The 13,485-nt window shown below is 45.1% G+C and carries 13 protein-coding genes; all 13 read left to right on the top strand.

Translation table 11 applies throughout. From position 1 onward, the window contains the following. The first annotated feature begins 1 nt into the window (after window position 1). The 13 genes from EGI32_RS21195 to asnB all read left to right on the top strand — a co-directional run bounded on the left by EGI32_RS21195 (window position 2) and on the right by asnB (window position 13,481). On the top strand, window positions 2-634 hold the full coding sequence (locus EGI32_RS21195) for an acyltransferase (RefSeq protein WP_303626648.1): 633 nt from the start codon (window positions 2-4) through the stop codon (window positions 632-634). 4 nt (window positions 635-638) lie between these two features. Continuing rightward, a complete protein-coding gene (locus EGI32_RS13045; RefSeq protein WP_255155804.1) occupies window positions 639-1,502 on the top strand; it encodes a bifunctional 2-polyprenyl-6-hydroxyphenol methylase/3-demethylubiquinol 3-O-methyltransferase UbiG in 864 nt (287 codons plus the stop codon). Beyond that, complete coding sequence (locus EGI32_RS13040) at window positions 1,499-2,407, top strand: NAD(P)-dependent oxidoreductase (RefSeq protein ID WP_255155803.1); 909 nt, start codon at window positions 1,499-1,501, stop codon at window positions 2,405-2,407. Before EGI32_RS13045 ends, EGI32_RS13040 begins: the two co-directional genes overlap by 4 nt. After that, a complete protein-coding gene (locus EGI32_RS13035; protein WP_255155802.1) occupies window positions 2,380-3,531 on the top strand; it encodes a glycosyltransferase in 1,152 nt (383 codons plus the stop codon). Before EGI32_RS13040 ends, EGI32_RS13035 begins: the two co-directional genes overlap by 28 nt. Then, the gene (locus tag EGI32_RS13030; protein ID WP_255155801.1) at window positions 3,528-4,349 is read left to right on the top strand and encodes a glycosyltransferase family 2 protein; all 822 of its coding nucleotides are present in this window, start codon (window positions 3,528-3,530) and stop codon (window positions 4,347-4,349) included. The genes EGI32_RS13035 and EGI32_RS13030 overlap by 4 nt, the downstream gene beginning before the upstream one ends. 2 nt (window positions 4,350-4,351) lie before the next feature. Beyond that, window positions 4,352-5,167, top strand: coding sequence for a glycosyltransferase (locus EGI32_RS13025; protein WP_255155800.1), 816 nt, complete (start codon window positions 4,352-4,354; stop codon window positions 5,165-5,167). A 61-nt stretch (window positions 5,168-5,228) separates the two neighbouring features. Then, the gene (locus EGI32_RS13020; protein ID WP_255155799.1) at window positions 5,229-6,074 is read left to right on the top strand and encodes a glycosyltransferase; all 846 of its coding nucleotides are present in this window, start codon (window positions 5,229-5,231) and stop codon (window positions 6,072-6,074) included. 1 nt (window position 6,075) lies between these two features. After that, a complete protein-coding gene (locus EGI32_RS13015) occupies window positions 6,076-7,134 on the top strand; it encodes an acyltransferase (RefSeq protein WP_255155798.1) in 1,059 nt (352 codons plus the stop codon). Between the two features lie 20 nt (window positions 7,135-7,154). Next, window positions 7,155-8,333 carry a glycosyltransferase family 4 protein gene (locus EGI32_RS13010; protein WP_255155797.1) on the top strand — a complete coding sequence of 393 codons (1,179 nt, stop codon included), beginning with the start codon at window positions 7,155-7,157 and terminating at the stop codon, window positions 8,331-8,333. 27 nt (window positions 8,334-8,360) lie between these two features. After that, window positions 8,361-9,230, top strand: coding sequence for a glycosyltransferase family A protein (locus tag EGI32_RS13005; RefSeq protein WP_255155796.1), 870 nt, complete (start codon window positions 8,361-8,363; stop codon window positions 9,228-9,230). 15 nt (window positions 9,231-9,245) lie between these two features. Continuing rightward, window positions 9,246-10,454: a glycosyltransferase gene (locus EGI32_RS13000; protein ID WP_255155795.1), complete on the top strand. Its 1,209-nt coding sequence runs from the start codon at window positions 9,246-9,248 to the stop codon at window positions 10,452-10,454. Window positions 10,455-10,493: 39 nt separating this feature from the next. Then, window positions 10,494-11,666, top strand: coding sequence for a glycosyltransferase family 4 protein (locus tag EGI32_RS21385; RefSeq protein WP_255155794.1), 1,173 nt, complete (start codon window positions 10,494-10,496; stop codon window positions 11,664-11,666). Between the two features lie 6 nt (window positions 11,667-11,672). Continuing rightward, complete coding sequence (gene asnB / locus EGI32_RS12990) at window positions 11,673-13,481, top strand: asparagine synthase (glutamine-hydrolyzing) (RefSeq protein WP_255155793.1); 1,809 nt, start codon at window positions 11,673-11,675, stop codon at window positions 13,479-13,481. Window positions 13,482-13,485: the final 4 nt, after the last annotated feature.

Here is a 13,485-nt window from a genome sequence, read left to right as displayed (position 1 = left end):
AATGTTATTTAAAAGAGCAATAAATTATCTTCTGAGGAAAGTGGGGTTGCAATTGCAATCTGTAAAAAAAGTTGTTCACGCTACAATTGATTCCCATATGATTATTGGAGACAGGACAAATGTTTCAGGAATAAATATTTCTGTAAGAAATGCCCAGGATCCCAATCAAAAATTATTGAAAATCGGTAATGATTCGATGGTAACCGGGACATTTGTTTTTGAATTGCCTACCGGAAAAATAAATATTGGAGATCGCACATTTATTGGCGGCGGAACTTTCATCAGCATAAATGAAATTAATATCGGGGACGATGTCATGTTTTCCTGGGGTTGTACCGTTATGGATAACAATGCACATTCTTTAGTTTCCACAGATCGTATGAATGATGTGTTGGATTGGAAGAGGGGAATTGATGAAGGCAAAATAGGGGCATATAAAGATTGGACAAAAGTTAGTCGCAATCCTGTCAACATTAAAAGTAAAGCGTGGATTGGTTTCAACTGCATCATCCTCAAAGGCGTCACCATCGGCGAAGGCGCTGTGGTGGCGGCTGGCAGCGTGGTTACCAAAGATGTTCCCGATTATGCGGTGGTAGCGGGCAATCCTGCCACTATCGTCAAATACACAACATAATTTTATGCGCACCTGGGAAGAAACCATACGATATATCAGAACATTGCCCGAATATGCCGAACTCGTAGAGAAAGCATATTTTGAAGAAGACCTGGCAGCCAATGTAGAACGGTTCAGGAAGAGCGAAGAGTTTTTGCAAACGTTGAAGTTGCTGCGGCAATATTCACCGGGAGCTAAATCGCTGCTCGACATAGGAAGCGGCAACGGCATCAGTGCCATTGCACTGGCATTGGAAGGCTACGAGGTAACGGTTTCGGAACCCGACCCGAGTGATACGGTGGGCGCGGGTGCCATACGCCAGTTGCAGGCGCAGTACGACATAGCCGGGATGAAAGTATATGAGCAGTTTGCCGAAGACATCGATGTGGAGAAAGCATCGTTCGATATCGTGTATGTGCGGCAGGCCATGCACCATGCGTATGATCTCCGGCAGTTTATTGCCAACCTGGCAACGCTGCTCAAACCGGGAGGTTTTCTTTTCACCATCCGCGATCATGTGATCTATGATGAAGATGATAAGGAAAGATTTTTGCGGGAGCATCCTTTGCAGAAATTTTACGGCGGCGAAAATGCGTTCACATCGGCCGAATACCGGGAAGCGATGGAAGCCGCGGGGCTGGCGGTTTTGCAGGAACTGTCCTACTACGATTCCATTATCAATTATTTCCCGATGACCCATGCGGATATCGAAAAGCAGAAGGAAACGAAGAGGTTGCAGTTCCGCTCGGCATTCAATACACGTGTAGGCGCCATGCGGGCCATACCGGGGTTGTTCGCTGTTTATAAAAGAAAGAACAGGCACCTGCTGGAGCTGAATGAAAAAGACATTGCCGGCAGGATGTACAGTTATATCGCTCAAAAAAAATGAAAAAAATACTCATCATAGGGTCGAAGGGGTTCATCGGAAGCCATGCCATGGATCATTTTTCTGCTAATGCAGCATATGATTGTTATGGCTGTGATGTGGTGACCGATCATGGCGCACGGAATTATTTTACCATTGATGCGGGCATCAGTGATTTCGATGAGATCTTCGAAGCACATCGTTTTGATGTATGCATCAATTGCAGCGGGGCGGCGAGTGTGCCGGATTCATTGAAGCACCCGCTGCGTGATTTCAACCTCAATGTATTCAATGTAGTAAAAGTGCTTGATTCTATCCGCAGGCATTCGGGCAGCTGCAGGTTCATCAACCTGTCGAGCGCCGCGGTATATGGGAACCCCGAATCTTTACCGGTGAATGAAAATGCGGCCAGGAAACCCATGTCGCCATACGGTTATCACAAGCTCATGGCCGAAGATATCTGTAAGGAATATGCCGGGCATTTCGGTTTGCATACCTGCTCGCTGCGCATCTTTTCGGCCTATGGCCCGGGATTGAAAAAACAATTGCTGTGGGATATTTTTCAAAAAACACTCGCGGGAAAAGAAGTGCTGTTATTTGGAACAGGAAAAGAAACAAGGGATTTTATTTATGTAAGTGACATCATCCGCTCACTGGAACTTGTAGTGGGGCAGGGAGTGTTTGAAGGAGCTGTTTACAATATAGCCAACGGGCAGGAAGTGAGTGTGCAGGAACTGGCGTCGGTACTGCTGGCAAAGATCGGCTTCAACGGAACGCTCGGTTTCAACGGGGAGCAGCGGGAAGGCGACCCTACAAGATGGAGCGCCGATATTGCTAAAATAAAACAATTGGGTTATGCCCCGGCAGTATCGCTGGATGCGGGCATCGACCGTTATGTACAATGGCTACGCGAAGAAAAGTTGCTATAATATACGAATACAATGAGAACTGGATAGGGGGTACTTATTACATCGAGAACCTCGTATCTGCATTGGGAAAACTGCCTGAAGCCGATCAGCCGGAGTTACATGTATTTACCGCAGAACCGGGGCATTTTCAAAAACTGAAAGCAGCTACCGGTTATGCATACCTGCAGGAAGGAACGAAGCTCAGAAAGCTGGATATCGTTTCGAAGTTGCTGAATAAACTCTCATTTACCGCCGCGAAAAAATTCATCGTTTCGCCCTACCGGCAGGATATACCGGTGGTGTTTCCTGCAGACCTCAGCAATCCGCTGTTTCCGGCCACCGGCAATATTTTCTGGATCCCCGATTTCCAGGAACATTTTCTTCCGGAATTTTTTTCCAAAGAAGAGATCGTTTTAAGGAAAGGGACGCAGCAAAAGATAGCGGAGCAGGGCCAGCAGATCGTATTCAGCAGCAAGACGGCGCAGCAACATTTCAACCGGTTTTTTCCCGGTTCGGCAATCCGTCAGTTTGTGCTTCCTTTCGCGGTATCACATGTGGTAGCGCCTGATACATCTGCATTGCATGACCGATACGGGCTGCCGCAAAAATTTTTCATCTGCAGCAACCAGTTCTGGCGGCACAAGAATCACAAAGTGGTGCTCGAAGCAATTGCACTCATCAAAAACATACGCCCGGATATTTTTGTGGCGTTCACCGGTAAGGAAAACGATTATCGTTACCCGGGTTATTTTGAAGAAATAAAAGCGCAGGTGGCAGAATTGGGTATTGAAGAAAATATTCGTTTCCTGGGCTTCATCGATCGTGCCGATCAGCTCGGGCTGATGACGCTGTCGCAGGCGGTGATACAGCCTTCTTTTTTTGAAGGATGGAGTACGGTGGTGGAAGACGCCAAATCATTGGGAGTGGCGCTGGTAGTATCGGATATAGAAGTACATCGTGAGCAACTGGAAAATTACGGGCCATCGTATTTCTTTGATCCTGCCTCCGCGGAAGCGCTGGCGGCCGCGTTGCCACAGGGATACAGCGAACATGCAGGCAATGATTACAGTAAAAATATAAACGCCTTCGGCGAAGCCTTTTCGCAGATCATCGATCAGGTCATTTCATCAAAAGAAGCAGGTTGAAGTTATTATCCATCATCACCATCAATTACAACGATGCGGCGGGGCTCGAAGCTACCATCGCGAGTGTGATCTCACAAACATACCGGGAGGTAGAATTCATTGTGATTGACGGAGGGTCTGCCGATGAAAGCAAAACGCTGCTGGAGAAATATCAGCAGGATATCGCCTACAGCGTCAGTGAAAAAGATAAGGGTATCTACAATGCCATGAACAAAGGCATTGATGCCGCTACAGGCAAATATTTACTTTTTCTTAATTCGGGTGATGTGTTATCCAATAACACCGTACTTGAAACCATAGTGCCTTCTTTGCAGGATGCCGACATCGTGTACGGCGATCTGCTGATCAAAGAACCGGCAAAGGAATGGGTGAAACATTACAACGAACGGTTGACGTTTGAATATTTCATGCGGGATACATTGCCCCACCAGGGTTCGTTCATTTCGCGTGACCTGCTGATAAAAGCGGGTAAATATGATGAGGGCCTCAAGATAGTGGCCGACTGGAAATTCTTCCTGGATGCGGTATGCAGGTATGAGGCTGCAACAAAATATGTTCCGCTGGTGATCACCGTGTATGATTATACCGGTATCAGTTCGAGGCCTGAATATTTTGAAGTGCAGCTGGCTGAAAAAAAGAAAGTGCTTTTATCGGGTTATCCCTTGCATGCGGACAGCTATAGCGAGCTGGAAGAATTGCGTTACCTGAAACGGCATTTCGAAGACCTGACAAAGAATTTTTTTGTAAGAAAAATATTTGCGTTGCAGTTGAAAAGCCGGGCCATCTCCGGAAAATTCAAAAAGCTTTTCAAAAAATAATTATGGCGGAAGTAGTTGTATCGGTGATATCGGCGTGTTTCAATCATGGTGCATACCTGGATGAAGCGATCGCCAGTGTGAAAGACTATAACTGGAAAGTGCCGGTAGAACATATCATTGTAAATGACGGCTCTACCGATCCCGCTACCATTGAAAAACTGGCGCAGCTGAAAGCTGCCGGTGTGCATATCATCGACCAGGAAAATGGTGGCCCGGCCAATGCCCGCAATACTGCTTTAAGATCTGCAAAAGGCGTATATGTGTTGCCGTTAGATACGGACAACAAACTCAGGCCCGCTGTTTTTGAGAAAGCATTGGATATCATGGAAGCTGATCCGTCGATCTCGGTAGTGTACCCGAATGCGCAATGTTTCGGCGATGAAACTTATCTGTGGGAGCCCGGCGAATTGAACCCCGACCTGTTACTGGCCCGCAACCACATCGATACCTGCTCGCTCATGCGTACCAAAGACTTGATAGCGATGGGAGGGTACGATGATAAGATACCCGTATACGGCAATGAAGACTGGGATCTCTGGCTGCGTATGTATTTTGAAAACAAAAGAATGTTCTACCTCCGCGAGACGGGTTTTGATTACCGCATCATCAACCGGTCATTGTCCCGCAGGGAATCCACCCCGCGGCAGGATGAGATCAACGAATATATCGTGAAGAAATATGCGGTGCAATATGCCCGTCATTATGCACAGTTGTACGATGAAAAGAAGAAATTTGAAAACCTCAAATCCTTTCTTCGCAACAACAAACTCAAGAGTATATTGAAAACGATCCTGGGCAAGCCCCTGGTAAAATATTAAGCGTATCAGCAATGCCGTTACCATCTTCCCCGCCAAAGGGGATACAGAGAAAATAAGCATCGTGGTATGTTCCCGCAATGCTGCGCTTTTAGCGGCATTGAAAGAAAATATTGAAGCCACCATAGATTTTAATTATGAGTTGATAGTGGTGGATAATACCATTTTTCAGCAAAGCCTTTGCAGCGTGTACAATCATGGGCTGGCAGCGGCCACCGGAAAATATTGCTGCTTCTGCCATGAAGATATTTTGTTTGAAACAAAAGGGTGGGGCCGGGAACTGGTGTCATTGTTAAATAACGGGAGCATCGGCCTTGCTGGTGCAGCCGGGGCAATCTTTAAATCGCGTTTCCCCGCTTCGTGGGTAGCGGTGCCGCAGCAATACTATCGTATCAATATGATACAACGAAAAGCAGGTGGCGAAAAAGTTCCTTATAAGATATTGGATGAAGGAAATTTTTCCGAAGTGGCAGTGCTGGATGGTTTTTTCATGGCAGGAAGAAAAGAAGTATTTGATGAGTTTCCGTGGAATGAAGGATCGCTGAATGGATTTGATATGTACGATATCGACATCAGTGTGCGGGTACGGCAAAAGTACCGGGTAGTTGTAGCCAATACCATCACGATAGAACATTTATCTGAAGGCAATTTCAGCGAACGCTGGTTAACAGCTTCCGAAAATTTTCACCGGGATAACCAGGCCTTGTTGCCGGCATACACCGATGGGTTCGATAAAAAACAAATGGCAGCATTGGAGTATTATGCTTTGGTAGATTACATCAATAAATTGCTTCGGTTTAAAAAAACACGGCAACAGGCAATGAAATATATTGTTAAAGCATTTACATTAAAACCTTTCAGTAAACCGAATATTACATTGGTGAAAGCATTGTTGAAATCCCGGAAATAAATTGAACGATCAGAAATATTTTTCGGGGATCGATGGATTACGGTGTGTTGCGATATTGCTGGTATTACTCGAGCATTTTCCCCCGTGGATCGGTAAATATATTTCTGCGGGGTATTATGGCGTAGACCTCTTCTTTGTCATCAGTGGTTTTTTGATCACCCGCATCCTTTGCAAGTCAAGGGAGACCAGCTTCTTCAAAGCATATGGCATATTCATGGGAAGAAGGACATTGAGGATCTTCCCGGTATACTATTTCGCGATCCTGGTGTTGTATATACTGCAATATCCTGTCATCCGCGAGTACCTGGTTTATTTTGTAACCTATACGTACAATTATGCCTGGGTATATTACAAAATACCGGTGAGTGATGTGCACCATTTCTGGTCGCTTTGTGTGGAAGAGCAATTCTATCTTTTTTGGCCACTGGTTGTTCTGGGACTTCGTAAAAAACAACAGATTTTATTGGTGGTCATTGCCGCGATCGTTTCTGTTGGATTTTTACAAACTACCCTGGATATTTTTCCTTCTTTAAGCCCTTATAATGGAGCAGGAATACTGACCAGGATGGCATCACTTGGGTTAGGCGCATTTGGTGCGGTGTATACGTTGAACTATAAATTACCTGAAAAATTATTCAGGTCGGTTTTGTTGGAATGCCTCGTGTTGCTGCTGGTATTGCCTTTGTCGCTTGTTTTTTTCTTTAAATTAAAACCGGTCGTCCTGGGGCTTGTATCCCTGTACCTGGTATTGAAAGCGGCCTTCTTCGGTTTCCGGATCGGCGGTATCAATAAGTTTTTACATCACCGTTTTGTATTATACATCGCATCCATCTCGTACGGCATTTATGTTTATCACGGGCCGATACAATATTACCTGAATGAATATGCCTTTAGCCCGATATGGAACAGCATCGATTTTAGTTTTTTTCCTGTGCTGGAATTTCATCCATGGATATTTAAACTGCCTTTATATCTTGCCATCACCATCGGCTTTGCAGCCTTGTCTATGCGGTTCCTGGAGCGGCCTTTACTGAAACTGAAAGATCGTTTGTTTAAATAAAATGCCGGCGCTTAACTGATATGAGGATCGTTTATTTTCTTCCGGATGTGGAAGCGGGTGTTTCACGGATCGTTAAAAATCTGCTGCGCTACCGGAAAAAAAACAGCGGCTATACGTATGCGGTAGTACTGTTCCGGTCGGATAATCAGCAGATGGATGCCTGCGATGGAAACTTCGCGGCCGACGAGGTCATCCGTTTTTATTACCCTTCGGAAGAGAGTGCTTTCAGTACTTTTCGCAGGTTGAGCAAAACACTGAAAAGCCAGTGGGACATCATTGTTGGCAATGACGGACTGGAAATAAAGATGGTGGCCACTATGCGTTTGCAAAACCCTGTTGTGTATATTTTGCATGGTGATTTTCCCTATTATTATTCCATGGCCAAACACTATGGAACTGTTGTGGATGGGTTCATCGCTTACAGCAATAAAATAGAAAAGGATGTAGCGGCATTTGAAAACGGGGCCGGCAGAACCCGGAAGATATATTATCCATCAGCTGCGGCTGCGGACGAACCAGGGAATAAAAAACAACCCCGGGGCGAAAAGCTGAAGATCTTGTTTGCAGGATCGCTGATCGAAAGAAAAGGGGCCCACCTGTTGCCGGCCATTTATGAGCGTATAAAAAAGAACGGGGTAGATAATTTTCAATTCACCATAGCAGGAAATGGCCCGCTCGAAAATGCCCTTAAGCAACAACTGGGCGATCAGCCTGGGGTAAGTTTTGCCGGCTGGCTGAATGAAGCAGCCGTGATGCAGGAAATGAAGCAGGCGGATATTTTTTTATTCCCTTCGTTTTTGGAAGGGTTACCAAATGTACTGATAGAAACACTTTCAGCCGGGGCGGTACCCGTTGCGTTTGATATTGAGAGCGGAGTGTCTGATGTGATCAGGAATGGGGTAAACGGAATATTGTTGCCGGTAGGTGATGCTAATGCTATCGCGGATGCCGTTACAGGCTTATATCACGATCACGCCAAATTTGAAATGCTGCGCAATAATTCTGCCGCGATGCTGCAGAAATTTGAACCGTTCGCACAGGCTGATGCGTATGAAAAAGCAATCGTTGAAATTTCGCAGCATAAAAGGGAAGGAAAGATTTATCCCCCTTACATCCGCGGTCGCGTACTCGACAGGAAGTGGATACCCGGGTGGATCGTATTTTTTTTGAGGAAGATCATACGCAACCCGAAATTATAATTAAAGCAGAACGCACGTTAGCATACCATGAGCACAGATAGCAACAATCCTTTGATCAGCGTTTTGATGACGGCTTACAACCGTGAAAAATTTATCGCCGAAGCAATTGATAGCATATTACGATCTACCTACGAAAATTTCGAGCTTATCATTGTAGATGATGGTTCGAAGGATGAAACGATAAGCATCGCAAGGGAATATGAGCGCCGCGACCCGAGGGTGAAACTTTACCTGAATGAAAAGAACCTTGGGGATTATCCAAACAGGAACAAAGCAGCGTCTTATGCCAAAGGGGAATTTTTGATGTACGTTGATTCCGATGATTCGATAGAAGCGGATGCAATGGAGTATGTAGTTAAAAATTTTGCATTGTTCCCGCAGGCGGATTTTTCTTTGTTGTATTATAAAAAAGATATTACGGGGCCGGTAATGCTTACGCCGGAACAAAGCCTTCAGAAACATTTTTTTGAAAAAAGTTTTCTCAATATCGGGCCTGGTGGTACCATCGTACGGAGATCCGTATTTGAAAAACTTGGGCGTTTCCCTGAAAAGTATGGCCCCGCGAATGACCTGTATTACGATCTGAAGATGGCAAGCAACACCAACCTTTTATTGCTGCCTTACATCTACCTGAATTACCGCATCCACGACGGTCAGGAAGCGAATAATAAATACAGTTACCTGTACAACAATCACCGCGTGATCGTGGATGTTTTTAATGAACAGGCGATCCCTTTATCGGCAAGAGATAAACGGCGCGTGATCCGTAAAAAGACCGGTGAAAATTTATACAGCCTTTTATACTACCTGAAAAAGACCGGTAACCTGAAAAAAGCCGCGAAGGCACTCAGCATGTCCGGCATTTCTGTCCGTAACATTTTCGGACGATTGAAATAATGGCGAAGAGCTGACATGAAGATCTTATTTGTAACAGGAAATTATTTGCCGGGCAAAAAAGGTGGTATTGAGAATTACACCCATTACCTGGCAAAGCTATTGCAAACGCAGGGTTTCCACGTAGAAGTGGCAGCTTTGTCGGTGCAGGAAGGGCATGATTATATTTTTGATGAGGTATTGGTAAACCTTACAGGAAGGAGCACGGAGAATTTTTCAAAACTGCTCAGGGAAAAACAGTTCGATATCTGCCACTTCCATGAATATTCATCCTTCGGTGGAATTGAGATTCCCTGGTTTCGCATCGCGAAAGAATTCTGCAAAAAAGTATATTTCACTTTTCATATTCCATACCTTACTTGTTACAAAGGCGATTTCCGGTATAAGGGTGTAAGCGATTGCAATACATTTACCGATGCCGGCAGATGTGCCAATTGCAACCTTATCAGTAAACTGAATATCGGGATGCTGCAAAAAGGGCCGCTGGCAGGTGTGCTGGAAAAAGCGATCAGTTATTCTGGTATCACCGGTAAATTCAGGCACCGTGTTGCTGCACGGACAAAAGATCTTGACGCGTTGATCAGTTTGTGTGACAAAGTATTTGTGCTTGCGAACTGGTTCAAACAATTGCTGGCGGACAATGGATACGATTCGGAAAATATTGTGCTGTTGCCACACAAGCCATTGAAACCGGTAGCTTCAGGCGATGAGGCCGATAATGCCATAACAAAACACAGGTTGGTTTTCATCGGGCGCATACAACAGATCAAAGGGCTGCACCTTTTGTGTGAAGCGATGAGCCGGCTGGAAAATAAAGAACTGCAGGTAGATGTTTACGGCGATATCATGGAAGCGGATTATTTCGATTCCTGTAAAGCTATTTACCATTTCAATTATAAAGGAACGGTCAGCCAGGAGGTGTTGCTGGCGCAATTGAAACAGTATGATTTCCTGGTGCTGCCCAGTGTTGTTCCGGAAATGCTGCCATTGGTAATATTGGATGCGTTTCAGCATTCATTGCCGGTGATCGCGTCTTCGAGTAAGGGTAACCGTGATGTGGTGAACAGTGCGGAAAAAGGTTTCCTGTTTGAATACGGAAGTGCAGCAAGCCTCACAGAGACCATCCGGCTTGCTTATGAAAAAAAAGCGGCGGGGTGGAAACCGTCTTTTGAAAGGACCGATGCCGCGAAAAGTACGGCCGAACTTGTTTCTTATTACTTAAATTAAAATGGGTTTTCAAAAGCCTTATCAATAATTAAATACAGCGTGAAACCCAAAGTCATTTATTTCCTGAGCCACCCGATACAATATTTTTCTCCTTTGCTGAGAAAAATGGATAAGGAACTGGACCTGCATGTGTATTACTTTTCAGACGCGAGTATCCGCGGAAATTACGATGTTGGTTTCGGACAAAAAGTGAAATGGGATATCCCTTTGCTGGAAGGTTATGAACACAGTTTCCTGAAAAATCTTTCGGGGAGAAAATCGCTTTCCAATCGTTTTTTTGATGTATTCAATCCTTCGGTCATTTCTACATTGTTCAGAAGCCCTGCTAAAATTGTGATCGTAAACGGATGGAGTTACAGCTCTACACTGATGGTGATCTTCTTTTCCGTTCTTTTCAGAAAAAAAGTATGGCTTCGTGCAGAAAACCCGCTGAACCAGGAGTTGAGGAAAAGCGGAAAGGTATTAAAGATCAAAAAAGTGTTACTGGGATATTTATTATTTCCTTTTGTAAGCAGGTTTTTATACATCGGCTCGCAGAGCAAAGAGTTTTTTATATACTATGGGGTCAATCCTAAAAAACTGGTGTACACACCTTATGCGGTCGACAATGATTTCTTCCGGGAAGAGGCGAAAAAGTTTTTCGATAAGGGAATGATCAAAAAGGAACTTGGTGTTGATCCCCAGAAAAAAGTAGTGTTATTTTCCGGGAAATATATTGAGAAGAAACGCCCGCTGGACCTGGTTAAAGCATTTGCGCAGCTACGTCGGGATGATGCTACGCTGTTGATGATGGGAGAAGGTGGATTGAGAAAGGAAATGGAAACTTATATTGCGCAGAATAATATAGCGGATGTAGTGCTGACGGGCTTTGTGAACCAATCTGAAATTGTGAAGTATTACGCGGCCGCGGATGTTTTTGTAATGTGCTCGGGCATGGGCGAGACCTGGGGTTTATCGGTAAACGAAGCGATGAACTTCAGCATGCCGGTGATCGTATCTTCCACCTGTGGCAGCGCACACGATCTTGTTCAGCAGGGTGTAAACGGGTTTGTGTATGACGAAGGGGATATTGAAGAGTTATCAAAAAAGCTCAATCAGTTGCTGTCGGATGAATCACTCCGCATCAGCGCCGGCGAGGCTTCAAAAAAAATAGTGGCGGATTTTTCTATAGATAAAATTGTCGGGGAACTAAAGATCGCGGCAGAAAATTAAATCAGTATGTGCGGAATCGCAGGGATAATAGGAGGTAATACAACACTGATACAGCCGATGCTGGAATCGATCCGGCACCGTGGCCCCGATGGGTTGCATTACTGGGCCGAACCTTCCATCGCGTTCGGGCATGCAAGGCTCAGCATCATCGATCTGTCTTCCAATGCCGATCAGCCGATGCAGGATAGTGCCAGCGGCAACATGCTGGTGTTTAACGGGGAGATATATAATTACCTTGAGATAAAAGCGGCTATTGGTAACCGTTATGATTTCAAAAATGATTCCGATTCGGAAGTGATCCTTGCCGCGTATGCGGTGTATGGAATAGAATTCATCAACATGCTGCGGGGCATGTTCGCCTTTGCATTGTATGATAAACAACAAAACAAAACGCTGGTCGTTCGCGACAGGTTTGGGATAAAACCATTTTATTACCGGCAGGATAATGAAGGTTTTTACTTCGCTTCGGAGATCAAGGCTTTGCTTCGCGAACAGGAAAATATCAATGCTTTTAAAGTGTATGAGTTCCTGGCCAATTGCCAGCTGGATACCAACGAGGAAACTTTTTTTGAAAATGTGCTGCAGCTACATCCTGCGCATTATGCGTGGGTAGATGCGGAGGGGCGTATGTCGGAACAAAAGATGTACTGGGACTTTCCATCACCCGGCAGGAAGAAATTCGATGCGGCTGCTGCCGAAGAATTTGTGGCTCTTTTTTCGCAAACAATCAGTCTTCACCTGCGATCCGATGTGCCGGTTGGCTCATTTCTTTCCGGCGGTATCGATTCTACTTCTGTTACCTGTTTCGCGGCAGCACAGATGTCGCAACCGGCGCTGCATACCTTTTCCGGGATATTGCCGTATTTCCATCCGGAGAATGCATTGATTGAAGGAGTGCTCAAAGGCAACAGTAAATTGAAGCCGCATACGTTTCCGCTCGATGGAAAAGATTTTTTCAGGGATATGCCTTCCGTCATTTTTCATCACGATGAACCGGTGATGGATGGATCTATGTATGCGCATTATAAACTTTGCCAGCTGGCCAGTGAGCATAAGATAAAAGTATTGCTGTCGGGATCCGGCGGCGATGAATTGTTTGGCGGTTATGCTTCCTACATACATGCGCATCATGCTACTTTACTCAAAGGGTTGAAGATAGTTTCTTACCTGAAAGATGTAAAGAAGTTTTCAAAGATGGGCACTTACAGCGCATCGCACCTGCTTATCAAAAGTATGTACGAAACCATTCCGCAATCGCTGCGTACGATGATCAAGAACCGCAGCCTGCAGAAAAAGATCAGGCATATTGTACAGGAAGAAAAAGTTCCGCATTATTATCATCAACATCGCAACCCCTATTTTGCCAACCTGGTAAATAATTACCGCAGCTGGACGGCGCCGCCGTTCCTTCATTACGAGGATCGTAATTCGATGGCATTTGGCGTGGAAACACGTGTGCCTTTTTTCGATCATGTGCTCATAGAATTTGTGTTGCAATTTGCTACGGAAGAAATTATTACGGGCCGTACGAAATCAGTCATGCGCAATGCCTTCAGGGGCAGGGTGCCCGATGAAGTGCTGGATCAGAAAGGGAAGTACGGGTTTCCTTCACCGATCGATCATGCACTGCGGACGGATGAACGCGGGCGTGAATTGTTTTACGGACATGTAAAGGAAACGCCTTTCCTGGAAGAAAAAGAAGCGCTTGCCCTGGGCGATAATTTTTATAATAACAATGGGGATGTATCTATTTACTGGCGCACCCTCAGTTATGTTTTGTGGTACCAGGTATTTTTCAAAAAAAACTTAGTATAATTCC

Origin of the sequence: Ferruginibacter sp. HRS2-29, assembly GCF_024343615.1 — a bacterium.
GTDB lineage: Bacteria > Bacteroidota > Bacteroidia > Chitinophagales > Chitinophagaceae > Ferruginibacter.
This window is presented reverse-complemented; position numbering and strand designations above follow the sequence as displayed.